At 57.6% G+C, this 23,218-nt stretch carries 22 protein-coding genes; 12 read left to right on the top strand and 10 right to left on the bottom strand.

The window, feature by feature from the left end:
• Nucleotides 1-21 precede the first annotated feature (21 nt).
• The 10 genes from infC to cobB all read left to right on the top strand — a co-directional run bounded on the left by infC (nucleotide 22) and on the right by cobB (nucleotide 11,920).
• Nucleotides 22-552, top strand: a complete 531-nt coding sequence (gene infC / locus BN4575_RS15750; RefSeq protein ID WP_244830660.1) for a translation initiation factor IF-3 — start codon at nucleotides 22-24, stop codon at nucleotides 550-552.
• Nucleotides 553-636: 84 nt separating this feature from the next.
• Entirely contained in the window at nucleotides 637-834 is a 198-nt protein-coding gene (gene rpmI / locus BN4575_RS15745; RefSeq protein WP_005315535.1) for a 50S ribosomal protein L35, read from the top strand.
• Nucleotides 835-849: 15 nt separating this feature from the next.
• On the top strand, nucleotides 850-1,206 hold the full coding sequence (rplT, locus tag BN4575_RS15740; RefSeq protein WP_005300683.1) for a 50S ribosomal protein L20: 357 nt from the start codon (nucleotides 850-852) through the stop codon (nucleotides 1,204-1,206).
• 321 nt (nucleotides 1,207-1,527) lie between these two features.
• Complete coding sequence (gene pheS, locus BN4575_RS15735; protein WP_042023323.1) at nucleotides 1,528-2,511, top strand: phenylalanine--tRNA ligase subunit alpha; 984 nt, start codon at nucleotides 1,528-1,530, stop codon at nucleotides 2,509-2,511.
• A 12-nt stretch (nucleotides 2,512-2,523) separates the two neighbouring features.
• The gene (gene pheT, locus BN4575_RS15730) at nucleotides 2,524-4,923 is read left to right on the top strand and encodes a phenylalanine--tRNA ligase subunit beta (RefSeq protein ID WP_068978896.1); all 2,400 of its coding nucleotides are present in this window, start codon (nucleotides 2,524-2,526) and stop codon (nucleotides 4,921-4,923) included.
• Between the two features lie 3 nt (nucleotides 4,924-4,926).
• Nucleotides 4,927-5,223, top strand: coding sequence for an integration host factor subunit alpha (ihfA, locus tag BN4575_RS15725; RefSeq protein ID WP_005300715.1), 297 nt, complete (start codon nucleotides 4,927-4,929; stop codon nucleotides 5,221-5,223).
• 15 nt (nucleotides 5,224-5,238) lie between these two features.
• A complete protein-coding gene (locus tag BN4575_RS15720; RefSeq protein WP_068978895.1) occupies nucleotides 5,239-9,210 on the top strand; it encodes a response regulator in 3,972 nt (1,323 codons plus the stop codon).
• Entirely contained in the window at nucleotides 9,197-10,441 is a 1,245-nt protein-coding gene (locus BN4575_RS15715; protein ID WP_068978894.1) for a response regulator, read from the top strand. Before BN4575_RS15720 ends, BN4575_RS15715 begins: the two co-directional genes overlap by 14 nt.
• Nucleotides 10,442-10,444: 3 nt before the next feature.
• On the top strand, nucleotides 10,445-11,086 hold the full coding sequence (locus BN4575_RS15710) for a GNAT family N-acetyltransferase (RefSeq protein WP_068978893.1): 642 nt from the start codon (nucleotides 10,445-10,447) through the stop codon (nucleotides 11,084-11,086).
• Nucleotides 11,087-11,146: 60 nt separating this feature from the next.
• The gene (gene cobB / locus BN4575_RS15705; RefSeq protein ID WP_068978892.1) at nucleotides 11,147-11,920 is read left to right on the top strand and encodes a Sir2 family NAD+-dependent deacetylase; all 774 of its coding nucleotides are present in this window, start codon (nucleotides 11,147-11,149) and stop codon (nucleotides 11,918-11,920) included.
• 65 nt (nucleotides 11,921-11,985) lie between these two features.
• Here the strand turns inward: cobB and BN4575_RS15700 are convergent, their stop codons facing one another.
• The 8 genes from BN4575_RS15700 to BN4575_RS22455 all read right to left on the bottom strand — a co-directional run bounded on the left by BN4575_RS15700 (nucleotide 11,986) and on the right by BN4575_RS22455 (nucleotide 19,452).
• Nucleotides 11,986-13,011 carry a substrate-binding domain-containing protein gene (locus tag BN4575_RS15700; RefSeq protein ID WP_068978891.1) on the bottom strand — a complete coding sequence of 342 codons (1,026 nt, stop codon included), beginning with the start codon at nucleotides 13,009-13,011 and terminating at the stop codon, nucleotides 11,986-11,988.
• On the bottom strand, nucleotides 13,011-13,943 hold the full coding sequence (rbsK, locus tag BN4575_RS15695; RefSeq protein WP_068978890.1) for a ribokinase: 933 nt from the start codon (nucleotides 13,941-13,943) through the stop codon (nucleotides 13,011-13,013). The genes BN4575_RS15700 and rbsK overlap by 1 nt, the downstream gene beginning before the upstream one ends.
• A gap of 108 nt (nucleotides 13,944-14,051) precedes the next feature.
• Nucleotides 14,052-14,927: a ribose ABC transporter substrate-binding protein RbsB gene (gene rbsB, locus BN4575_RS15690; protein WP_042023335.1), complete on the bottom strand. Its 876-nt coding sequence runs from the start codon at nucleotides 14,925-14,927 to the stop codon at nucleotides 14,052-14,054.
• Between the two features lie 35 nt (nucleotides 14,928-14,962).
• Nucleotides 14,963-15,931 carry a ribose ABC transporter permease gene (gene rbsC, locus BN4575_RS15685; RefSeq protein ID WP_068978889.1) on the bottom strand — a complete coding sequence of 323 codons (969 nt, stop codon included), beginning with the start codon at nucleotides 15,929-15,931 and terminating at the stop codon, nucleotides 14,963-14,965.
• Entirely contained in the window at nucleotides 15,928-17,457 is a 1,530-nt protein-coding gene (gene rbsA, locus BN4575_RS15680) for a ribose ABC transporter ATP-binding protein RbsA (protein WP_068978888.1), read from the bottom strand. Before rbsA ends, rbsC begins: the two co-directional genes overlap by 4 nt.
• Before the next feature lie 36 nt (nucleotides 17,458-17,493).
• A complete protein-coding gene (gene rbsD / locus BN4575_RS15675; protein WP_005336666.1) occupies nucleotides 17,494-17,913 on the bottom strand; it encodes a D-ribose pyranase in 420 nt (139 codons plus the stop codon).
• A 343-nt stretch (nucleotides 17,914-18,256) separates the two neighbouring features.
• A complete protein-coding gene (locus BN4575_RS21845) occupies nucleotides 18,257-18,442 on the bottom strand; it encodes a hypothetical protein (RefSeq protein WP_141689829.1) in 186 nt (61 codons plus the stop codon).
• A 623-nt stretch (nucleotides 18,443-19,065) separates the two neighbouring features.
• The gene (locus tag BN4575_RS22455; protein ID WP_068978887.1) at nucleotides 19,066-19,452 is read right to left on the bottom strand and encodes a hypothetical protein; all 387 of its coding nucleotides are present in this window, start codon (nucleotides 19,450-19,452) and stop codon (nucleotides 19,066-19,068) included.
• Between the two features lie 201 nt (nucleotides 19,453-19,653).
• On the opposite strand from BN4575_RS22455, the gene BN4575_RS15665 reads away from it, so the two are divergent.
• Both BN4575_RS15665 and BN4575_RS15660 read left to right on the top strand, forming a co-directional pair.
• Nucleotides 19,654-20,394, top strand: coding sequence for a hypothetical protein (locus tag BN4575_RS15665; protein ID WP_042023344.1), 741 nt, complete (start codon nucleotides 19,654-19,656; stop codon nucleotides 20,392-20,394).
• A 16-nt stretch (nucleotides 20,395-20,410) separates the two neighbouring features.
• Nucleotides 20,411-21,094 carry a DUF2987 domain-containing protein gene (locus BN4575_RS15660; RefSeq protein ID WP_068978886.1) on the top strand — a complete coding sequence of 228 codons (684 nt, stop codon included), beginning with the start codon at nucleotides 20,411-20,413 and terminating at the stop codon, nucleotides 21,092-21,094.
• Between the two features lie 103 nt (nucleotides 21,095-21,197).
• Here BN4575_RS15660 and ttcA read toward each other — a convergent pair whose 3' ends face one another.
• Both ttcA and uspE read right to left on the bottom strand, forming a co-directional pair.
• Entirely contained in the window at nucleotides 21,198-22,106 is a 909-nt protein-coding gene (ttcA, locus tag BN4575_RS15655) for a tRNA 2-thiocytidine(32) synthetase TtcA (RefSeq protein WP_068978885.1), read from the bottom strand.
• Between the two features lie 82 nt (nucleotides 22,107-22,188).
• Nucleotides 22,189-23,136: a universal stress protein UspE gene (gene uspE, locus BN4575_RS15650; RefSeq protein WP_068978884.1), complete on the bottom strand. Its 948-nt coding sequence runs from the start codon at nucleotides 23,134-23,136 to the stop codon at nucleotides 22,189-22,191.
• Between the last annotated feature and the right edge of the window lie 82 nt (nucleotides 23,137-23,218).

The following is a 23,218-nucleotide window of genomic DNA, read 5'->3' as shown; positions in this document are numbered from 1 at the left end:
GCTATAAAAGGCGGAAAAAAACTGGGCAAGCAACCGCAAGCCCGCGCTCACCGGATCAATGAAGAGATCCGTCTGAAAGAAGTTCGTCTGACTGGTTTGGATGGTGAAGCCATTGGCGTCACCACCATTCAGGAAGCACTGAACTTGGCCGCAGAGGCCGGAGTTGATCTGGTCGAGATCAGTCCAAATGCTGAGCCGCCCGTTTGCCGGATCATGGATTACGGTAAATTCCTCTACGAAAAGAGCAAAACAACCAAAGAACAGAAGAAAAAGCAGAAAGTCGTCCAGGTTAAGGAAATCAAATTCCGTCCTGGTACTGACGAAGGCGACTATCAGGTAAAACTACGCAACCTGGTTCGCTTTCTAGAAGACGGGGACAAGGCTAAGGTCACCCTGCGCTTCCGTGGTCGTGAAATGGCACACCAGGATCTTGGTATCAAGGTTCTGGAGCGCGTCAAGAACGATCTGGAAGAGTTGGCCGTAGTCGAGTCGTTCCCGAAAGTCGAAGGCCGTCAAGCTGTGATGGTCCTCGCACCTAAGAAGAAATCTTAAGGCCCACAAGAAATTGACTCACGGGTTCGCCCGTGAGTCGGTTCGCCTTGCGATTTTGTTGTCACTCACAATGCGGAGTATAAAATGCCGAAGATGAAAACCAACCGGGGTGCTGCAAAGCGCTTCAAAAAGACCGGCTCGGGTCGCTTTAAGTGCAAGCATAACCACCTGCGTCACATCCTGACCAAGAAGAGCAGCAAGCGTAAGCGCAAGCTGGGACCTAAGTTCATGGTTTCCGCTGCCGACCACAAACGTGTTGTCGCTTGTCTGCCGTACGCATAAGGGGGGATGTAAAAAATGCCAAGAGTTAAACGTGGTGTGACTGCTCGAGCTCGTCACAAAAAAGTAATGAAAGCCGCCAAAGGTTACTACGGCGCCCGTTCCCGTGTTTACCGCGTAGCGGTACAAGCGGTAACTAAAGCTGGTCAGTATGCCTATCGTGACCGTCGCCAGAAAAAGCGTCAGTTCCGTCAGCTGTGGATTGCGCGTATCAACGCTGCTGCCCGTCAGAATGGTCTGTCTTACAGCCGTCTGATCAACGGTCTGAAGAAAGCGTCTATCGAAATCGATCGTAAGATCCTGTCCGATATCGCTGTTCACGACAAGCTGGCTTTCACCGCCCTGGTTGAAAAAGCTAAAGCAGCTCTGGTTTAATCCGGTTCTGTTATAAAAGTTAAAAGGAGGCTCAGGCCTCCTTTTTTGTTATTTCTGTTTTGCCGTCAACTTCTCCCCCCACACTTTCAATAAACCACAATAGCTGACTCGATACCCACCAATATGCCAACAAACAAAATTAGTTAACCACTATTTTAAGAGGATAGGGTAGGAGTTGAGACTCGCTTGATATAACAAAATGATTTATAGGGAGAAAAGCAGGCCATAACTATGGTCAGTGAAGGGCCTTTTTTTGTATTATTCCCCTCTTGACCTTATTTAGCCTAAAGGCTCCTGTTTCGGAGTGGTGACGAGGAAGACATGCAACAGCTTGAAGAAGTAGTAGGCCAAGCCAAGGCCGATATTGAGGGCGTGAGCGATATCGCTACCCTCGATGAGATCCGGGTCAAATATCTGGGCAAAAAAGGCTTTTTTACCGAGCAGATGAAGGGCCTGGGCGCCCTGTCTGCTGAAGAGCGTCCCGCCGCGGGCGCCGTGATCAACCAGGCCAAACAACAGGTTCAAGATGCCTTGAACGAGTGTCGTGAAGCCCTCGAAGTCGCCGTTCTGAACCAGAAGCTGGCTGCCGAGACCATCGACGTCAGCCTGCCGGGCCGCCGCATCGAGAATGGCGGTCTGCATCCGGTAACCCGTACCATTGAACGCATTGAGCGCCTGTTTGGCGAGATGGGCTTCAAGGTTGCCCGTGGTCCCGAGATTGAAGATGGCTTCCACAACTTCGATGCGCTGAATATTCCGGCTCATCACCCGGCGCGTACCGATCACGATACCTTCTACTTCAATCCTGATCTGATGCTGCGAACCCACACCTCCGGTGTGCAGATCCGCACCATGCAGCAACAACAGCCGCCGATCCGCATCATTGCGCCGGGCCGCGTCTATCGTAACGACTACGACATGACCCACACCCCGATGTTCCATCAGGTTGAAGGTCTGCTGGTTGACGAGCATGCCAGCTTTACCGAGCTGAAGGGCATTCTGCACGACTTCCTGCGCAACTACTTCGAGGAAGATCTCACCATTCGCTTCCGTCCTTCCTACTTCCCGTTCACCGAGCCGAGCGCCGAAGTGGATGTGATGGGCAAGAACGGCAAGTGGCTGGAAGTGTTGGGCTGCGGCATGGTGCACCCGAACGTACTGCGTTCGGTCGGTATCGATCCGGAAAAATACTCCGGCTTTGCCTTCGGCATGGGCGTTGAGCGCCTGACCATGCTGCGTTACGGGGTCAACGACCTGCGTGCCTTCTTCGAAAACGACCTGCGCTTCCTCAAGCAGTTCAAGTAAGGGCGAGAGAACATGAAATTCAGTAAATCCTGGGTGATGGAGTGGGTCCGCACCGAGTTGAGTGACAACGCACTGGCCGAGCAGATCACCATGGCCGGTCTGGAAGTGGACGCCGTAGAAGCGGTCGCTGGCCAGTTCAACAATGTGGTCGTGGGTGAAGTGGTCGAGTGCGCCCAGCATCCGGACGCCGACAAGCTGCGGGTGACCAAGGTCAACGTGGGCGAGGCCGAGCTGCTGGACATCGTCTGTGGCGCGCCGAACTGCCGTCAGGGCCTCAAAGTCTGCGTGGCCAAAGTCGGGGCGACCCTGCCGGGTGATTTCACCATCAAGAAAGCCAAGCTGCGTGGCCAGCCGTCTCACGGCATGCTCTGCTCTTTCAGTGAGCTGGGTATCGAAGTTGAAGCCGATGGCATCATCGAATTGCCGGCCGATGCCCCCATCGGCACCGATATTCGCGACTATCTCAATCTCAATGACGTCTCCATCGACGTGGATCTGACCCCGAACCGTGCCGATTGCCTTGGTATCGCGGGGCTCGCCCGTGAGATCGGCGTACTCAACAGCGTGGACGTGGTCGAGCCGACCTGGGCACCTGCTGTTGCCACTATTGACGCAACTTTCCCGATCCGGGTTGAAGCAACCGCCGATTGCCCCCGTTATCTGGGTCGCGTTATCAAGGGGCTGAACCTGCAGGCCCAGAGCCCGCTCTGGATGCAAGAGAAGCTGCGCCGTGGTGGTATCCGCTCCATCGACGCCATCGTAGACATCACCAACTATCTGCTGCTGGAATACGGTCAGCCGATGCACGCCTTCGATCTGGCCAAGCTGGAAGGGGAACTGGTGGTGCGCCGCGCCCATAGCGATGAGCCGATGACCCTGCTCGATGGCAACGAAGTGAAGCTCAAAGAGAGCACCCTGGTGATTGCCGATGCCAAAGGCCCTGCCTGCATGGCCGGTATCTTCGGCGGCAACCGCACTGGTGTATCCGAGACCACCACCGACATCCTGCTGGAGTGCGCCTTCTTCGCGCCGCTCTCCATCACCGGCCGTGCCCGTGCCTACGGTCTGCACACCGACTCTTCCCATCGCTTCGAGCGCGGGGTGGATCCGGAGCTGCAAGCCAAGGTGATGGATCGTGCCACTCGTCTGCTGCTGGACATTTGTGGCGGAGAGTGCGGCGGTGAAGCGGGTCCGGTCATCGAAGTCAAATCCGATGCCTATCTGCCGAAGGCTGCGCCCATCAAGTTGCGTCGCACCAAGCTCGACAAGGTGATCGGTATCAGCGTGGCTGATGCTCAGGTGGTCGAGATCCTGACCCGCCTTGGCATGCAGGTGACTGTGGATGCTGACGGTTGGACTGCGCTGGCGCCCTCCTGGCGTTTCGATATCGCCATCGAGGAAGACCTCATCGAGGAAGTGGCCCGCATCTACGGCTACAACAACATCCCGAACCTGAAACCGGCCGCTTCTCTGGCGATGGTTGAGCAGGCAGAAGGGCAGGTGACCCTCAAGCGGGTGCGTGATCTGCTGGTTGACCGCGGTTTCCAGGAAGCGATCACCTACAGCTTCGTCGATCCCAAGACCCAGCAAACCCTGTTCCCGCAGAGCGATGCCATCGTGCTGCCGAATCCGATTTCAGTCGAGATGTCCGCCATGCGCGTCTCTCTGTTCCCTGGTCTGGTACAGGCAGTGGTCTACAACCAGAACCGTCAGCAGCCGCGCGTGCGTCTGTTCGAGCAGGGTCTGCGTTTCATCAAGGATGAAAACGCCGAGAACGGCATCCGTCAGGAGCCGATGCTGGCAGGTATCATCATTGGCAACCAGAGCGACGAGCACTGGGATATCAAAACCCGCGCAGCCGACTTCTTTGATTTGAAAGGGGATCTGGAAGCAGTGCTGGACTTGACCGCCGAAGGGGCCACCTTTACCTTCGAGCGTACCGAGCACAGCGCCCTGCACCCGGGCCAGAGCGCAGCCATCCTGCGTAATGGCGAGGTCATCGGCCACATCGGCGTGATCCACCCGAGCCTCGAGAAGAAGCTGGGCCTCAAGAGCCGTGCGGTGATGTTTGAACTGGAGCTGGACAAGCTGACTCCGGCCAAGGTGCCGATGGCTGCCGAAGTTTCCAAGTTCCCGGCGAACCGTCGTGACATCGCCGTGGTGGTCGACCGTCAGGTTCTGGCAGGTGATGTTCTTGCAGTAATTAAAAAAGTTGGCGGAAATCAGGTAGTTGGAATAAACTTGTTTGACGTATACCAGGGTGCTGGTATGGCAGAGGACAAGAAGAGCCTGGCCATCAGTCTTGTATTGCAAGATACCCAGCGCACTCTGGAGGAGAAAGAGATTGCCGAGACCGTAGACAATGTCGTGCGGGTCCTTGGTGAAGAGTTGAATGCATCCTTGAGGGATTGATCTATGGCGCTTACCAAAGCCGACATTGCAGAGCACCTGTTCACCCAACTAGGGATGAGCAAGCGTGAAGCCAAAGATATGGTGGAAGCCTTCTTTGAGGAAATCCGACAGGCGCTTGAGCGTGGTGAACAAGTCAAGATTTCAGGCTTCGGTAACTTTGACCTTCGTGAGAAGAATCAGCGTCCTGGACGAAATCCCAAGACGGGCGAAGATATTCCGATCAGCGCCCGTCGGGTGGTGACCTTCCGGCCTGGCCAGAAACTGAAGGCCAGGGTAGAAAATGTTGAACCCAACGAGTGATAAAAAGCCAGGCAGATGCCTGGCTTTTGTTTTCAGATGACAAAACTCCCCATTTTTTTCCTGGGCGCCGTGCTGGCCATGCCGCTGCATGCCATGGTGTTGCCCCTCCCGCCCGCTACCCAAGCCTATGTGGACTCCATCAAGAAGTTGGAAGTCTGTTATCCGGCGACACTTCCACCTCCTTACCTGTTAGCGGAGGGGGGCTTGTTCAAGGATCGCTTGGTCAGACTGGCCGACGTATTGCCGGTGCCGCTGACGATTCATGAATTACCTGACTGGCAAGCTGTGCGTGATGCCCTGCTACAGGGGCGTTGCGATATCGTGCCTCATGTCGGCCCCATCTCCGCCGTACTACCCAACATGCGGGTGAGTCGCGCTATGCTGGAGACCGACTCTGCCATTCTCTATCGTGGCGATCTGCATAACGCGACATTTTTAGCCTCACCCGCCATGGGCTCCACTCGAACGCTCAAGGATCTCTACCCTGATGCGATGATCAAGCCATTGTCCAAACAGGAAAATCTTTACTCCGCGCTGGAAAGTGGCAAAGGCAACGCCTATCTGGGGGACTATTTGCAACTGCGCTATATGATGCGTGAGTTTCCTGCGGATGGCTTGCGCTTGCGGCGTTTGCTCGGGAATGAGCGGGTAGTCAGCTATCGACTGATGATGCGTGGTGGACCTGAGTTGGTTCAATTGATTGATACAGCAATTCGCTATATGCCTGCCGGTAGCCTGTACGCTGATTTGGGTCGCTATCTCGACCAAGGGTCCCTTTATATCGACCAGCTGCGCTTGACTGATATTGAGCAGGCCTGGTTGTCCGGCAGACAACGCATTGTGCGCTTGGTGGTGAACCCCGAGTTAATGCCCTATAGCGGCATCAATGAGCAAGGGGAGACAAAAGGGTGGAGCGCGGATGTGTTGCGCTGGGTCACGCAGGAGACCGGCCTGACATTCAAACTGGTGCCCGTAGCCAGCAAGGCGGAGGCGATAGATAAGCTGCGTCGAGGTGAGGCGGATATGATGGCAGGGTTGCCCGAATCACCGGCCCTTGCGGATGAGTTTACCTTCAGCAGGATGATCTCCATCAACCGCTTTGCTTTGATCAGCAAGCACACAGTGCCAACTGACCATATCAGTCAGCTTAAACGGCAACGTATTCTGGTCCCTGAGTCGCTCTATGATCCCTCCTTGTTGGCTCAGCTGGGCCAGCAGGAGTGGATCCGTACCGATAATGTGGCGCAAGGGCTGGCTGCTTTGCGTCAGGGCAAAGCAGATGCCATGTTGAGCGAGCTGTATCAGCTGCAATACCCGCAGCGTACCAACTTGCTGGAAGGGCTCGATATCGAAGAGCTGGAAGACAAGTTTGGTCTTGGATTTGCGATGAACAAACAGGAGATGGAGCTGGCCGGGGTGTTAGACCGCAATCTGATGATCCTGACGAGTACCCAAATGGATGAACTCAATCAGCGCTGGCGTCGCCTGCTGGTGGTACAACAGCCCGGGGTGAGTTATGCCGCCTGGTTTGGTTCCATCTTGATGGCGTTGTTGATCAGCATCAGTGTGATTTCGATGATCTGGCGTTCTCGTCAGCAACTGGCCCGGGAGATAGCCCAGCGCCAAGAAGTAGAGAAGGCGCTGGCCATCGAGAGTGAACTGCGTGAAACCATGTTCCAGGCGTTGCCTGTCCCGGTTTTTTTACGCAACAGCCAGGGCAAGGTGATCAAGTCCAACAAACAGGGTCGGCGCTTGGCCATCCGTTATGCGGAGCAGCTGATGCTGCCACCGGTACAACATCAGAAGAGTGAAGGCGAGCTGGTGTTGGGCGAACAGGTTTTTGCTTATGCCCAGCACCCCTTGCGTTTGGATAAACAAGCGCCAGCGACCGACCTTATCGCGTTATCGGACATCAGTGTGTTGCGTGAGCAAGCTCGTTTCTTGCGCCAGGGTGAACGCCGTCTGCGCGCCTTGACCAATACGGTTCCCGGTGTCGTGCTGCAATTTATGTTTGAGCGGGGGCGGGTAGGGAACATCGAGTTTATCAGCCGGGGTTGCTATGAGTTGCTTGGGCTGGCCAGTCAGCAGATCCGCCGTGAACCGAAACGGGTGCTCACAATGCTGGAGCGTGAAGATCGCCGCCAGGTCCGCCGCGAGATGTTTGCCATGCTGCAGGCCGGTACGCCGTTCTCGTTCACCCTGCGTTACCACCACCCCACCAAAGGCGAACGCTGGTTGCAGCTCTATGGTCGTGGTCGTACCCAGTCACAAGGCTGGCGGATCTATGCGGTGATGCAGGATGTGACGACACGTATCGAGCAGGATCAGGCATTGCAGCACTCCCATGAGCAGGCGCAGCAAGCGGTGCTGGCCAAGGGGCGCTTCATGGCTGCCATCAGCCATGAGATCCGCACTCCGATGAACGCAATACTCGGGTTGCTGGAGTGGTTGGCCAGTACACCATTGTCGCAGGAACAAGGGTCTGCACTGGCACGGGTACGTCAGGCGGGAGATGAACTGCTTGGCCTGCTCAACGATGTGCTCGATTTCAGCCGCAACGAAAACAGCAAGTTCGCGCTCTCGCCCCAGCCCACCGATTTTACCGAGCTGTGCGAGCACGTGGCGGCGGTGCACTGGACCAAGGCGCGGGCCAAGGGATTGCAACTGCGCCTGCAGCTGGACCCGGCTCTGCCAGCCCTGCAGACCCTCGATCCCCATCGGGTGCGGCAGGTGCTGCACAATCTGCTCTCCAATGCCATCAAGTTCAGCCAGCGTGGGGACGTGGTGTTGTGGGCCGAGCAGGCCGCGTCGACCTTGCGCTTCGGAGTCGATGATGAGGGGCCGGGGATCACCGCCAAAATGCGCCCTACGCTCTTTATGCCCTTCGAACAGTTTGCCGTTGAAGGCCAGCTGCGGGCGCCGGGCACCGGTCTTGGCTTGGCGATCTGCAAGCAACTGATCGAGCACATGGGGGGGCATATCGATGTTGAGGCGCGAGTCGGCGGCGGTAGCCGCTTCTTCTGCGAGTTGCCCCTGAAGCGGGTGCAGCAGAAGCCGGACTGGCAGCCCAAGGTACGACAACTGGCACTCTCATTACCCCATGATGAAGCGCAGAATATTGCAGCCTGGCTCACCCGATTCGGGATCGTTACCGCCAGCAACGCGCACCATAAATTGCAGGCTGAGGTCGATGAACAGGGTCTCTACTATTGGGCATGGCAAGGGGAGTCCTGGGTTCCCGGCACCATCATCACCCTGCTGCAGCCACGCTTGATCCCTGGCCAACCGGTCGCTGGCACCCAACCAGGACTGGGTATGCGGGTGCTACTGGTTGAAGATCACGATGTCAATCGCGAGCTGATCAGCCTGCAGCTGGGGCAACTCGGTGCCACTGTGGTGACCGCCGCCAACGGGCAACTGGCGCTGGAAGTGCTGGCACAGCATGAGGTAGACGTGGTGCTGACCGATTTGCAGATGCCAGTGATGAACGGCGCCGATCTTTGCAGACAACTGCGTCAATCGATCCGCTTATCCCATCTTCCCGTCTATGTGATCACCGCAGATCTCAGTGAGCAGGCGGCGAGTGAGCTGCAATCCTGTGGTTGCGATGGTCATCTCGACAAGCCGGTCACCCTCAAGGAGCTGGCGACTCTGCTGCGCCATATTGCCAGAGAGGGGGGCAATGCCGTCGCCCCGACACCGGTTGCCTCGCTGCTGACCGATGAACTGGCGGCCCTTTATCTCAAGGCTACCCGGGATGATCTGGCTGAACTTGATCGCTCTTTTTTAGCTAAAGATGATGTTGGCGTGAAAGCTGCTTTACATAAATTGAAGGGGGCCGCCAGAATGGTCGGAGCGACCGGGTTGGTGGCGGTTATTGAAGAGTGGCAACAAGCGCCCCATCCGGCGCTGCAAGCCAGATTGAACCGGGCATTGGATGAGTTCAGCCAGCAGTTTTCAAAGAGGGCTCAAGATGATCATCACTGATGAAGAATTACTGGCGTTGCTCGATTCGGAAGAGCATGAGGCGGCAGGATTTTGCCCCATTGTGCTCTATGCCCTCGATCGCACCTCCCATGAGCTGGCCAGCGCCATGACATTGCCCTCCTATGTCACGCTGCTCCGCACCCAACCGGATGCCTGTTGGCAGTGGCAAGGGCTGTTTGCGGCTGGTTCTATCGCGCTTTACGATCCTGGTGCGCATCAGCAGGCGGACTACCTTCCTCAACTGCAACAGCATGAGGGGATCTATGCCATTGGTGAAGAGTGGCAGGGAGGCCTCGTGGCCAGTTACCGTGACTGGTGTAACTGGCTGGCAGCGCGCAAGATTTTGCTGCTCGAAGATCATCCGTTCCAAGGAGTGCAAATGCAGCAAACCATCGCCGCATTGGGTCTTTCTTGCCAATGGGTGCAGGACGAAACGACTTGTCTTGCGGCGCTGGAGGTGGGCGATATCAGCCTGTTGGTGTGCGATCTCAGTCTGGTGGAGCAGGATGCCATCAGCCTGCTGATGAGCCAGCCCCAGTTGCAGGAGGCTGGGCTGCCCATCGTGCTGCTCTCTGCCCACGAGCAGACCCTGATCGACGGTGCCCGCCGCCTGCTTCACGATGCCGGTTTCAATATTCTGGCCGCACTGGCCAAGCCGCTTGATTGCGATGCACTGCTCAGGTTACTGCGCGGACTCTATCTGGGCCCGTTGCGTCAGCAGCGCTTGAGTGGTCAGCGCCGAACTATCCGCCTGTGGCAGGGGGCTGTGCTGGGGCAGCTTGGTCTGCTCTCCAGCCCTGGCTTCCAGCATCCGGTCTGGTTGGCGGTGACTGGCTTGCCGAGCCGCTGGGAAGCGCTCAAGGAGTGGTTGGCGGAGCAGTCGCGCACCCCGTCCGAACTGACCCTGCTGATCCACCGTCGCGATCACCTGCTGAGCAATGCGGATCGTTTCGCACTGGTGCTGCAAGCCAGTCTGGCGGGCAGCAAGCTGGCTCTGCTGCTCGATAGCAGCCAGCATCTGCCCTTCGACCTGCTGGAGCGGCTGCCGTTGCAGGCCGTATTACTGGGGCAGGGGATCCTGCCTGAGCTCGATGCTTTGCCGCCAGACTCCTTATTGGGACGTTTTATGACCCGGGTCGGAGAGTTGGGGATTACCATCTATCTTGATGATCCCTACAGTTTGCTCGATGTCGAAGTGTGGCGAGATCGCGGTATTGCGGGGCGCTGGTAACCCATGCCGCGCTACCTCTGCTGGCCGATACACAGGGAGCGCCTGGCCAAGGGGCTCGATGGTTGGCCCCATCCGGTTTCGCGCACCGCGCTGCCGCTGGCGATGAGCGTCACAGGCGTACCTTGTCTGCTACGGGAGCTGCATGGTGTAGAGCCTGCTCGCATGCTGGCAGCCTATGATGCACTCAGTGAAGAGAGCATCTATCTGCGTTTTATGCGTGCCAAACGAACGCCAGCACCGGAACAGGTCGCACAGTTTCTTGATTACAATCCCGATCATCAAATCTCATTATTGCTAACGGATCTGGCGGGTCAGCCGTTGGCTCAGGCTCAATCTATCCGCCGCCGTCTGCATCCCGATCGAGCGGAGTTTGCCTGTATCGTGGCGGACCATTTTCAGCATAAGGGGGCGGGGCGCCGCATTCTGCTGGCGCTGGCACTGCTGGCCCGGGCGGATGGGATCCTGGATTGGACGGCGGAGGTGCTGGCCCAGAATCGGCCTATGCTCACCCTGTTAAAGCGGTTGGGCTTGCCGCTGACCTTGGTCACTGGTCGAGAGATGGTATTTGTCAGGCTTGATTTGTCGGTGCTGGATCCCTGGTTGCCAGTGCCGCCAGCCGGACCCTTTAAGACCAAGGGCGAATAGAGCCATTTTTTACCCTGTGCTAAGGTCACATTCATTATGCGGGGATAGACGGAGCAGCTTATGGCGCAGTCATATAAACATATCGTGATCCTGACCGGAGCCGGGATATCAGCAGAATCCGGCATCAAGACCTTTCGTGCCTCCGACGGCTTGTGGGAAGAGCACAAGGTTGAGGATGTGGCGACCCCTGAAGGGTATGCCAGGGATCCCGAACTGGTGCAGCGCTTTTACAACTCCCGCCGCAAACAGCTGCAACAGCCTCAGGTGCACCCCAATCCGGCCCACTATGCGCTGGCCCGTCTTGAGCGGCTGCTGCCCGGTACGGTGACTCTGGTGACCCAGAACATCGACAATCTCCACGAGAGCGCAGGCAGCAAGAATCTTATCCATATGCATGGTGAGCTGCTAAAGGCCCGCTGCCCGGAGTCCGGTCAGGTGATCGAATGGCGCAGTGATCTCCATCAGGACGAACTCTGCTCCTGCTGCCAGTTCCCTCAACCGATGCGTCCCCATGTGGTCTGGTTTGGCGAGATGCCGCTCGGGCTGGATCGCATCTATAGTGCGCTGGCCCAGTGTGATCTCTTTATCTCTATCGGCACCTCTGGGGCAGTCTATCCCGCCGCCGGTTTTGTCCATGAGGCGGGCCTCAACGGTGCGCACACCATTGAGCTCAATCTTGAACCGAGCGAGGTGGGCAGCCAGTTTGACGAGAAGCGCTATGGCCCCGCCTCCCTGCTAGTGCCCGCCTATGTTGATGAGTTGCTGGAGGCATGCGGTATCCATCAGCCCAAACAGGTGGAGGGGCACAACTGGATGGAGATGCGTGAACGCTAAGCAGCAGCGATAGCGGAAAAGCAAAAGGCGACTCGGAGAGTCGCCTTTTTGTTGGTCAGTGCCCGTTACGATTGAGCGGGCAGAGGGGAGCAGAGAGGGGCGCAAGATTGCCTGATCACCAGATCCGGATCGACGGTGATCAGGTGGTTTTCTACCTCCTCGCCGTTGATCCGCGCCAGCAGCCGGGTAACGGCCAGGCGTCCCAGCTCCTCTTTAGGCTGGTTGATGGTAGTGAGCGGTGGCGAGAGGTATTGTGCCAGCGCCACATTGTCATAGCCGACGATGGAGATATCCCGCGGTATCACAATGCCAGCCTGATGGGCGGCACTGATGGCCCCCATCGCCATCATGTCGTTACAGACAAAGAGTGCGGTCGGGCGTGCGGGGAGTGCCAGCAGCCGCTCCATGGCGGCAAAGCCGCTGGCGCAATCAAAGTCACCCTCCTGGATCCAGTCGTGATTGACGGTGAGACCCGACTCCAACAGTGCCTTTTCAAAGCCTGCCTGCCGCTGGTTGGCGGGAGCGCGACTCTGGGGGCCGGTGATGCAGCCGATGGCGGTATGGCCCAGCTCAATCAGATGACGGGTCGCCAGATAACCACCGTGAAAAGAGTTGTCGGCGATAAGATCCACATCCGCGCTGACTAGCCCCCAATCCATCACCACTACTGGCAGGCTCTTGAGCCAGTCGAGCTGGTTGAACACCTCTTGCTGCCCTTCGCTGCACATGATCAGCAGGCCATCGACCCGCTTGCGTAGCATCATCTTGAGGTAGGAAAGCGCCGTCTCGGCCTGCCCCTCGGTATTGCCCAGCATCAGGTTGTAGCCCTGCTCGAAGCAGTAGCGCTCCACCCCGCGCACCACTTCGGCAAAGAAGGGGTTGCTGGAGGTGGTGACCAGCATGCCGATACTGTTGGTCTCCTTTACCTTGAGGCTGCGCGCCACCAGGCTCGGGGCGTAGTTGAGCTCGCGCATGGCGGTAAAGACCCGCTCGCGGGTTGCCTCACTGACGAAGCGGGTCTCGTTGATGACGTGGGAGATAGTGGTGGTAGAGACCTGGGCCCTCGCCGCCACCTCCTTGATATTGGCCATCAGCGCCCCGGAGCCGCTTGCGTCAGCAAGAAGGCATCCACCTCAGCTTTGCTGGGGATTGAGCTCTGGGCGCCGAATTTGGTGACCGAGAGCGCCGCTGCACCGTGGGCAAAACGCACCGCATCGCTGAACTCGGCACCGGCCAGTTCCGCCGCCAGCAGGGCGCCGTTGAAGGTATCGCCCGCAGCTGTGGTGTCTACCGCTTCGACCCGAAAACCCGGGATGAGCTGTTGCTGTTGCCCGTTGCTGCAATAGACCCCTTGGGAGCCCAGGGTGATCATTACGTCCGCAATCCCCATCTGGTGGAAGCGGGCCGCCGCCTCACGGGCACTGGCTTCGTCGGTGACTTTGACGCCGGTCAGCAGCTCAGCTTCGGTCTGGTTGGGGGTGATGAGGTCCACCAGCGCCAGCAGGTCGCTCGAGAGCGGGCGGGCGGGGGCGGGGTTGAGCACCACCCGGGTGCCGTGGGCACGGGCCAGACGGGCCGCTTCGAATACGCTTTCGAGCGGCACTTCCAGCTGCAGCAGCAGGGTATGGGTGTTGGCGATCATGGTTTCATGGCGCTGTACAACGGCAGGCGAGAGTGCCCCGTTGGCTTCGGCAGAGATGCCGATGCTGTTCTCCCCCTCATCGCTGACATAGATGATGGCGATACCGGTGGGCAGGGTGTCGTCGAGTTCGACGGCGCTCACATCGATGCCATCCTTGGCAAAGCCGGTTTTCATCTGGTGGCCGATGGCGTCATCACCGATACGGGCGATAAAGGAGACGGGGGCGCCAAGGCGCGCGGCGGCTACCGCCTGATTGGCCCCCTTGCCACCGGGGACGACCTGATAGCTGTGACCGGTCAGGGTTTCACCCGGACGGGGAAAGTGGGGTACGCGCAGCACATGGTCTGCATTGACACTGCCCAGAACGACGAGACGATTCATGTTGACTACTCCTGATGCATCTTGGCTTGAACACTTGTTAGGGTGAATCCAAGCCGGGAGGCACCGCGATAGAGAGGAAAAAGGGGAGGCGAGCCTCCCCAATGTTAATTACTTGCTGACCACTTGCAGCGGCACCGGAATGGATTTCTCCACCGGTTGACCCTTGAGCACCTTGTCGGCAGTTTCAACGCCAATGGCACCGATCAGTGCCGGTTGCTGGGCCACGGTGGCGGCCAGTTTACCTCTGGCTACCGCAGCTTTGCCATCATCAGTGCCGTCGAAGCCAACGATCATCACCTCTTTACCGGCAGCCTGTACCGCGCGGATGGCACCCAGCGCCATTTCGTCGTTCTGGGCGAATACGGCCTGTACGGTCGGGTGGGCCGCCAACAGGTTTTCCATGACGTTCAGACCCTTGGTGCGATCAAAGTCGGCCGGCTGAGAAGCGAGAACCTGCAGCTTGTTGGCGGCCACCGCCAGCGCAAAGCCTTCGCCACGGTCACGGGCGGCGGAGGTACCGGCAATCCCTTCCAGCTGGATCACCTTGGCACCGGTACCCAGTTTCTCGGTGATGAAGTCACCGGCCAGTTTGCCGCCAGCCACGTTGTCGGAGGCGATGTGGGCCTTGACCTCACCCTGCGCAGCGCCACGGTCCAGGGTCAGCACCGGGATGTTGGCCTTGTTGGCCAGACGGATGGCGTTACCGACCGCTTCGGAGTCGGTGGGGTTGATCAGGATGGCGCCGACCTTGCGCACGGTGAGATCTTCCATGTTGGAGAGCTCTTTGGCCGGGTCATTCTGGGAATCCAGCACCACCAGCTCGTAACCAAGCTCCTTGGCTTTGGCTTCAGCCCCCTCTTTCATGGTGACGAAGAAGGGGTTGTTGAGGGTGGAGACCACCATGGCCAGGGTTTGATCGGCGGCCTGGGCAGTGCCCAGCACGGACATGATGGCGGCAGCGAGCAGGGTATTGAGCTTTTTCATCATTTCATTCCTTGTGTGTGGCTGGTGTTACGTTGTTATCGATTGCTTTTGTTATCGACCATCACGGCGAGCAAAATCACGCTGGCCTTGGCGATCATCTGGTAATAGGACGAGACGTCGAGCAGGTTGAGGGCGTTGTTAAGGAAGCCGATGATGAGTGCCCCGATCAGGGTTCCCATGATGCGACCCTTGCCACCCATCAGACTGGTTCCACCCAGCACCACGGCGGCGATGGCATCCAGCTCGTAACCCATGCCTGCAGTCGGCTGGGCCGAGGAGAGGCGGGAGGTAACGATGAGCCCGGCCAGTGCCGACAACATACCGCACAAACCATACACCGCCAGTTTCACCCTGGCCACATTGATGCCGGAGAGGCGGGTGGCCGATTCGTTGCCGCCCAGGGCGTAGATGTAACGGCCGAGGCGAGTGTGGTTGAGCATGAACCAGGCTAGCAGGAAGACGATGGCCATCAGCCAGATGGGCACTGGCAGACCGAACAGGTAACCGGTACCGAGCCAGGCGAAGTGATCGGCACCCTCACTGAAGCCGGTGGAGATGGGGCGCCCTTCGGTATAGACCATGGTCACGCCGCGCAGGGCGGTCATGGTGACCAGAGTAGCGATGAACGCCTGCACCTTGCCCTTGGCAATGATGAGGCCGCTGACGCCGCCAAGCAGGGCACCTGCACCCAGGGTGAGGGGCACCACCAGCCAGATCGGCAGCTCCATGGCCACCATGGTGGCCGCCAGCGCGCCGCACAGGGCCAGCACAGATCCGACCGACAGGTCGATACCGGCAGTGAGGATAACCAGCGTCATGCCGACCGCCATGATGGCGTTGACCGAGGTCTGGCGCAGAATGTTCAGCAGGTTATCGGCGGTGAAGAAGTTGGGACTCAGGAAGGAGACCACACCAATCAGCACCAGCAGGGCGACCAGGGATTTGTTCTCGATCCACCAGGCCTTGCTCATGACGCCACGGCGGGAAAGGGTTTGGGTTGTCATTGGGATGCCTCTTGCTCTGCTTGCCACTGTTTACCGACTGCCGCCGCCATCAGCTTCTCCTGATTGGCGTCACGGGTGTTGAACTCTGCGCTGATGCGCCCTTCGTGCATCACCATGATGCGATCACTCATGCCGAGCACTTCCGGCATCTCGGAGGAGACCAGAATGATGCTCATCCCCTCCTTCTTGAACTGGTTGATCAGCTGATAGATCTCCTTTTTCGCCCCCACGTCGACGCCGCGGGTCGGCTCGTCGAGGATCAGTACCTTGGGCCGGGTCAGCAGCCCCTTGGCGATGGCTACCTTCTGCTGGTTGCCGCCGGAGAGCAGCTTGATCAGCTGATCCTGACTCGGGGTCTTGATGTTGAACAGGCGCACATAGTCGCTCACCGCCTGCCGTTCGGCCTTGCCGTCGATCTTGCCGTGGCTGATGAACTCGTCGAGGGCGCAGAGGCTCATGTTTTCGCGCACCGACAGCTCCAGCACCAGTCCATCTCCTTTTCGATCTTCGGAGATATAGGCGATGCCTGCGGCCAGCCCATCCGCCGGGCTGCGCGGTACCAGCCCATGGCCGTCCACTTCCACTTCACCGGCGCTGATGGGGCTGGCGCCGTAGATAAGCTTCATCAGCTCGGTGCGGCCAGAGCCCATCAGGCCGCTGAAGCCCAAAATTTCCCCCTGACGCAGGGAGAAGTTCACCCCGCGCACGCCGGGGCCGGCCAGATTTTTCACCTGCAGGCTGACAGGGCCAAGCTCGCGCGCAAGACGCGGGTACTGCTCTTCCAACCGCCGACCGACCATCATCTCGATGATCTTGTCTTCGTCCAGATCGCTTACCGCCTTCTCACCAATCCATTTGCCATCGCGCAGTACGGTGACCCGATCGCAGATCTGGAAGATCTCCTTGAGGCGGTGGGAGATATAAACGATGCCGCAGCCCTGCTGGCGCAGCTCGCGGATAACCACAAACAGCTGCTCGGTCTCGGTGTCGGTCAGCGCATCTGTGGGTTCATCCATGATGATGACGCTGGCATCAAACGACAGCGCCTTGGCGATCTCCACCATCTGCTGTTCGCCAATGGAGAGATCCCCAAGCCGGGTATCCGGCCCATGTTTGACGCCGAGTCGGCCCAGCAGGCCGCTGGCCCGCTCGCGCAACTGTTGGTGGTCGATGCTGCCAAAACGGGTACGCGGTTCGCGACCCAGGAAGATGTTGGCGGCAATCGACAGCTCCGGCAGCAGGTTTAGCTCCTGGTGGATGATGCTGATCCCCTGATCCTGAGAGTCGCGGGGGCCCTTGAAGTGGACCGACTGACCGCGATAGCTGACGCTGCCCGCATCTGCCTGATAGATACCGGTCAGCACCTTCATCAGGGTGGATTTGCCGGCGCCATTTTCACCGAGCAGGGCCATCACCTGGCCCGGATAGACCCGCAGACCCGCTTCGTCGAGGGCGCGCACACCGGGGAAGGTCTTGACGATCCCGGTCAGCTCCAGAATGGGTGAGAGGGGGGAGGTTGTGCTCATTTGCAGCTTCCTTGAAGAGGCCTTCTTTGAAGAATGTCAGAACGCCACACCGGCGCAGAGGATCAGGTTGGCGTAGGGAGTCACCTCGCCGCTGCGCACGATCGCCTTGCTCTGACGGGAGCGGGTTTTGAACTCCTCGTGCAGGCAGTATTCGATGGTGATGGGCTTGCCCTGGGCGGCGGCGTGGGCCTCAAGCTGATCGACCAGCGCCTGATGGGCGGCGGGGCTGATCTGCTTGATCTCGCTCGCCATGATCACCTTCTCCACCACCAGATCGGTGAGCAGGGCGGTCAGTACGGTTGCAAGGCTGGGCGTCCCCGCCATCAGCGCCAGATCGATCCGCTCCGGCCCGGCCGGAATGGGCAAGCCTGCATCGCAGACGGTGATCTCGTCGGTGTGGCCCATCTGTGCCACCAGAGCACTCAGGGGAGCATTGAGCAGTACGCCTCGTTTCATACAGCACCTCATCAGGCCTTGGCCCGTCAATCTGTGAACCGCTAGGCAACCGGTTACGCAACCGGTTGCGTGATGGTTTAAAGGTAGGCCATCTACCGGAAAACAGCCACGGCAAAACAGCAAAACTGTGAAAACGATCTCAAAGGCGGGAGAAGAAGTGCAGGGGAGGAGGGAGAAAGGGTGTCAGCAGAGCCCTGACACCCGTCGTTATTGATTTTATGGTTAGTTGGCCAGCGCCTTGGCGACCGCCGGACGGTATTACTGCGACCAACTGAGGGGAGTTGTAGGGGCTACTGAAAAAATCAATGTGCTTCACCGTGTCTGCCGCGAATGAAAGGCTATGTCATCTTGCTTTTGTGTTACGACGTTTTCTGCCAACCCAAAGAACTAGCAGTAACCATGTTTGCAAGAAAATACCGGCAAATAATCCAAACGGGTAAGCACTTGGTGTACTGAAAAACTGCCAAGCAATTCCACCCATGACATATCCAATAGGAAGATACGGTGCTGTAGCAAAAAGAAAAAACATCTGTATTGTTCCCCCAATCAAATTTGAGAGCGGCAAAGCAGCGGCGTACAAAGTAACCGCTAGAAGCTGCCATCTGGTAAGCGTGAATAGTTGCATGAAAAGTAATAGGCCTAACGTTGAGGTGACAGGGCTGCACAGCTTTTCGCAGCGATGGATTATAAAGTAGCCAGTTCATCAGCTTCGCGGTAGCAGAGTTTTATTGAATATTGCTCTTAAGCTTGTCTGATAAGCTATTTTTTCCGGGCTGTTCGGACAATGTATTTCAAATAATGGCGATGAGGGCTGCAGGAAAAAAGTGAGGATTAATGAGGGATCTTTGTTCCCATCTACCGGACACATTGAATACGCCACAGATCGACTTAAGATCTCACCAGTAGCCGTCAGCCCTTACTGCGCGAGGTTATGTTGTCCAATCTACAGAAGAACCACCGGTCACCATATGGCGAGATTTCCGTTGCGCCCTGAAGCAGACAGGTTTTGTTGGATTGATTGGTTTGTAGTAGCGAGTAAGACAGTGGCCAATTGTACTTGACCACTACAGTGCTGCCGGGACCACAATGAATGAAGGGGGCAATATTGCCCCCTTCATTCATTGTGCCCATAAAGGGCGATTAAACGCCGACTTAACCGGCCTTGGCCACCATAGCTTTAAGCTGCAGGAAGTACTGCTCGTAGAGACGGGAGGCATCACCCACATCGGATTGGAACTCGCCCTTGCGTTTGATCTCGTCGCTCGGGAAGACCATGGGGTTGTTGCGAAACGCCGGGGTGAGCAGGGGAATGGCATCCTTGACCGGGGTGGGGTAGCCGATTGCTTCGGCCACCTTGGCGGCCACATCGGGGCTCAGCAGGGTGCGCTTGCCACCGCTGGAGGGACTCTGCAGGGTAAGAAACTCACTGTCATAGGTCTCAAGATCAAGATCAAGGTCAAGGTTGGTCAGGATCCGCTTGCCATCGGATATTTTGCTGATATTGTTCAGCGCAACAATGACTTGTGGGTTGTTCATCATCCGCCAGTCTTACCCCAGCCAGTGGCCATCGTGTTGAAAGAGGGCCGGGTCCTATGCCGCGAGCACCTGAAATTGAAGGCTTTTTCGTCGAGTTTCACCCTGTGTGGTCAGGAAAAACGGCTACGAATAGCGGGCCAAACCGTTATAATGCGCCACCTGATTTGATCGTTTTCGATATTGGATAGTCAATTGAGTAATAAAATGCGTATTGGCGGCTCCCTTGAGCAGTCTCTGAACCAGGGTTATCGCCTTGATGTAAAAGCAGTCATCCAGGAGGGTTGGAAACAGACCCGCAGCAATGGACTCGGTCTGCTGCTGGCCACTGTCGGGGTGACGGCAATCTGGATCCTGTTCAGCAATACGTTGCTGGTGCCCTATCTTGGCGGCGACGATGAGCAGATGAATGTGGCCATGTTACTAAGCCTCCTTATCACCGTTGTCATGGCCCCCATGACCAGCTCCCTCGATATGTTGGGATTGCAGCAAGCGGTCGGGGTTCGGGCACGGGCGAATCAGGTGTTCGACTTTTTCCGCCATTTTGTGCGTCTTGGCATGTTGAGCCTGCTGGGCAGCGCCTTGACCAGCCTGTTCGGGCCCTTGTTTGATCTGGTGGGATTGCCAGCGGTGCTGGCCTTTATTCCCTCGGCCCTGATCGGCATGGGGCTGGTGTTCACCGTACCGCTGGTGCTGGAACGTGGCCTGACGCCCCCTCAGGCCATTTTGGTCTCTCTCAAGCTCTTTGTACGCGGTTGGCCCAGCATAGTGCTGTTTCACAGCGTTATGGCTGTGCTGCTGTTGGTCGCGCTGATCCCCATGGGGTTGGGTCTTATCTGGGTGGCACCGCTCTACTTTAACTGTAAGGGGATCCTCTATCGCGATCTCTGCGGAGTGGGGGTAGAGGTCAATGAGGTGACAGAAGGCCCCAACCATTTCAATGCATGATGCAAAAGGATCTTGAATGACCCGTTATGGAGTGACCTCGGCCGTGCGCCATACCCTGCTGGCCAGTCTGTTGTTACCAGCCGTGGCGATGGCCGCGCCGACGCTGGATCTGCAATACAGCACCTTCTACAGCCAGATGAAGACCTTTGCCAAGGGCGAGTTTGGCCACGCCAGGCTGGGCTTTTATCTGACCGATCCGCAAAATGGTCAGCTTTGTGGTCTGGTCTCCGCTCGGGTGTCCACCCAGGACAAGCAGGTGCCCGCCGAAGTGACTGTAGACAGCGAGCTGCGGTTGCCATTTGATAATGACTTGAACCTCGACAAAGGCACTGTGGTGGTCACCCTCAAGGAGCCTCATAAGAGCTGCGATCTGGCGGTGCAGGTAATGGCAGATGTGCCCGTCGGACCAGCGCTGCCATTGGACGAGCTGGCGGCCCGTCAGCAGCAGATGCAGTCGCTGCTCGAGAAGATGGCGGGGATGGTCGGCAAGCACTTCTTGCCGAAGATGGAGGGGGTGCGGATTGCACTGGTTGAACCAAGTGGCACTGCGTACCTCAAGGATGGCGATCGTCAAGAGGCGCTTCCCTGGCAGCATGGGCAGTTGCTACTGAGCAACGAGCAGCTGACAGACTTCGCCGCCGGGCAGCTGATGGTGCAGGGCGAGGTGTTGCGACTGACCCCCTGGCTGCACAAGGGCTGATGCTGGTGGCGCTGTCACGCCAGTGACAGGTACATAAAGAAAGCAAAAAAGGAGCGATAATCGCTCCTTTTTTATTGTGTGGCGTTTTCCATGTGATAGCGGCTTAGCGCACTTCAATCACATCCAGCATGTCCATCTCGTCGATGTCCAGCAGCGGGGCCTTTGGCAGTTCGGGCGGATCAAACGCCTTGTCACCACCATCGATGATGCCGGAGTCGCGGTTGATGCTCTTGAAGTCAAACAGCTTGTGATCGAGCAGGTGGCTCGGGATCACGTCCTGAATGGCGGTGAACATGGTCTCGATACGGCCGGGGAAGCGGCGATCCCAATCCAGCATCATCTGCTTGATGGCCTGACGCTGCAGATTCTCCTGGGAGCCGCACAGGTTGCACGGGATGATGGGGAAGGATTTCACCTCGGCATAGCGAATGAGATCTTTCTCTTTGCAGTAGGCCAGCGGTCGGATCACCACGTTCTTGCCATCGTCGCTCACCAGCTTGGGTGGCATGGACTTGAGCTTGCCACCGTAGAACATGTTGAGAAACAGGGTCTCGAGGATGTCGTCACGGTGGTGACCGAGGGCAATCTTGGTGCAGCCCAGCTCCAGGGCGGTACGGTAGAGAATACCGCGGCGCAGCCGTGAGCAGAGTGCGCAGGTGGTTTTGCCTTCCGGTACCTTATCCTTGACGATGGAGTAGGTATCTTCCTCGACAATCTTGTACTCGATGCCGAGTGAGGCGAGGTATTCAGGCAGCACATGCTCGGGGAAACCGGGCTGTTTCTGATCAAGATTGACCGCTATCAGATCAAAATTAATAGGGGCGCTGGCTTTGAGGCTCATCAGTATGTCGAGCATACCGAAGCTGTCCTTGCCGCCGGAGAGGCAGACCATGACCTTGTCGCCCTCTTCAATCATGTTGAAGTCGGCAATGGCCTGACCCACGTTGCGCCGCAGGCGCTTTTGCAGTTTGTTAAAACTGTATTTATCTTTGGCGTTCAGCTCTTCTAGCATGCTCGTAAAATCCGGGACACAAATAAGCGCGTTATTATAGCCATGTCCCGGGGGAGGGCAAGATACCTCGCGCAAAGGCGCGTTACGATTGCGTGCTACGGCTGTCGATCGGACAGCTGTAATCGGCCGGTTTGAGGACCAAAATGTCGCATGATAGCCGGTCAATCACATGTTCGGCGGTATTGCCGAGCAATGCGGCAGAGAGACCGGTTCGACCGACACACCCCATGATCATCAGGGTCGCCTTGAGGTCTTCGGCCATGTCCGGCAGCACCTCTTCAGGCAGCCCCTCTGCTACCCGGGTCCAGAGAGGACCGATCCCGAACTTGTCGGCATGGGCGAGCATCAGGCTTTCATGGTGCTTGCGGATTGCCTCGTTGTAGGCGTTGGGGTCAAACTCGGGTAGCTCGATGGCTACATTGACCGGCGTGCCCGGGTAGGTATTGACCAGATAGAGGTTGGATCCGAGCAGTTCGGCGATATCGCTGCCCTCTTGGGTGATCCGTTCGTTGAGCAGTTTCTGATCGAGGTCGTCGCTTGAGCAGTTGATGGCGGCGATGATATTGCCATCCCGCCGCCAGAGCCCTTCTTTGACCAGCAGCACAGGGCAGGGACATTTGCGCAGCAGATGCCAGTCGGTCGGGGTAAAAATGAAGGTTTGCAGGAAGCTGTGATGATGGGTCGCTTTGACCACCAGATCGTGGCGCTGTTCCAGCACTTCCTGAATGATGCATTCGAAGGGGCGATTGTGCCAGATCACTTTCACTTCACAGTCGATCCCCTTTGCCCGATAGGGGGTGAGGATCTCGTCCAGCCATTCACGTCGTTGTGAAATGACGCCATGACGCATCTCTTGCCGCTCGTCCACCGACAGCATGGCAGTCATTTCATACGAGAAGTCATAGATGGTGAGCAGCAGGGTCAGATGGGCATTTTCGTCCAGCTCGGCGACCTTCACTGCCCGTTCGAGGGCGATTTGACGCTCCTCCTCCGGGTTGATAACCACCAGAATATTTTGATATTTGACCATCTTCTCCTCCTTGGAAAAGTCCAATGACAGCAGAATCTTAGCTTCTATAGCTTAGCGCAGGAGGAGGGGGGCTGGAATGTAC

It is taken from the genome of Aeromonas sp. EERV15 (assembly GCF_900079845.1).
GTDB lineage: Bacteria > Pseudomonadota > Gammaproteobacteria > Enterobacterales > Aeromonadaceae > Aeromonas > Aeromonas sobria.
This window is presented reverse-complemented; position numbering and strand designations above follow the sequence as displayed.

Excerpts from the sequence above, each read along its gene's own strand:
- rplT (WP_005300683.1), top strand. The coding sequence starts at position 850 with ATGCCAAGAGTTAAACGTGGTGTGACTGCTCGAGCTCGTCACAAAAAA.
- BN4575_RS15720 (WP_068978895.1), top strand. The coding sequence starts at position 5,239 with ATGCCTGGCTTTTGTTTTCAGATGACAAAACTCCCCATTTTTTTCCTG.
- rbsD (WP_005336666.1), bottom strand. The coding sequence starts at position 17,913 with ATGAAACGAGGCGTACTGCTCAATGCTCCCCTGAGTGCTCTGGTGGCA.
- pheT (WP_068978896.1), top strand. The coding sequence starts at position 2,524 with ATGAAATTCAGTAAATCCTGGGTGATGGAGTGGGTCCGCACCGAGTTG.
- BN4575_RS22455 (WP_068978887.1), bottom strand. The coding sequence starts at position 19,452 with ATGATGAACAACCCACAAGTCATTGTTGCGCTGAACAATATCAGCAAA.
- BN4575_RS15665 (WP_042023344.1), top strand. The coding sequence starts at position 19,654 with ATGCGTATTGGCGGCTCCCTTGAGCAGTCTCTGAACCAGGGTTATCGC.
- BN4575_RS15710 (WP_068978893.1), top strand. The coding sequence starts at position 10,445 with ATGCCGCGCTACCTCTGCTGGCCGATACACAGGGAGCGCCTGGCCAAG.
- cobB (WP_068978892.1), top strand. The coding sequence starts at position 11,147 with ATGGCGCAGTCATATAAACATATCGTGATCCTGACCGGAGCCGGGATA.
- rbsK (WP_068978890.1), bottom strand. The coding sequence starts at position 13,943 with ATGAATCGTCTCGTCGTTCTGGGCAGTGTCAATGCAGACCATGTGCTG.
- rpmI (WP_005315535.1), top strand. The coding sequence starts at position 637 with ATGCCGAAGATGAAAACCAACCGGGGTGCTGCAAAGCGCTTCAAAAAG.
- ihfA (WP_005300715.1), top strand. The coding sequence starts at position 4,927 with ATGGCGCTTACCAAAGCCGACATTGCAGAGCACCTGTTCACCCAACTA.
- BN4575_RS21845 (WP_141689829.1), bottom strand. The coding sequence starts at position 18,442 with ATGTTTTTTCTTTTTGCTACAGCACCGTATCTTCCTATTGGATATGTC.
- rbsA (WP_068978888.1), bottom strand. The coding sequence starts at position 17,457 with ATGAGCACAACCTCCCCCCTCTCACCCATTCTGGAGCTGACCGGGATC.
- pheS (WP_042023323.1), top strand. The coding sequence starts at position 1,528 with ATGCAACAGCTTGAAGAAGTAGTAGGCCAAGCCAAGGCCGATATTGAG.
- ttcA (WP_068978885.1), bottom strand. The coding sequence starts at position 22,106 with ATGCTAGAAGAGCTGAACGCCAAAGATAAATACAGTTTTAACAAACTG.
- BN4575_RS15700 (WP_068978891.1), bottom strand. The coding sequence starts at position 13,011 with ATGGCCAATATCAAGGAGGTGGCGGCGAGGGCCCAGGTCTCTACCACC.
- BN4575_RS15660 (WP_068978886.1), top strand. The coding sequence starts at position 20,411 with ATGACCCGTTATGGAGTGACCTCGGCCGTGCGCCATACCCTGCTGGCC.
- rbsB (WP_042023335.1), bottom strand. The coding sequence starts at position 14,927 with ATGAAAAAGCTCAATACCCTGCTCGCTGCCGCCATCATGTCCGTGCTG.
- BN4575_RS15715 (WP_068978894.1), top strand. The coding sequence starts at position 9,197 with ATGATCATCACTGATGAAGAATTACTGGCGTTGCTCGATTCGGAAGAG.
- rbsC (WP_068978889.1), bottom strand. The coding sequence starts at position 15,931 with ATGACAACCCAAACCCTTTCCCGCCGTGGCGTCATGAGCAAGGCCTGG.
- uspE (WP_068978884.1), bottom strand. The coding sequence starts at position 23,136 with ATGGTCAAATATCAAAATATTCTGGTGGTTATCAACCCGGAGGAGGAG.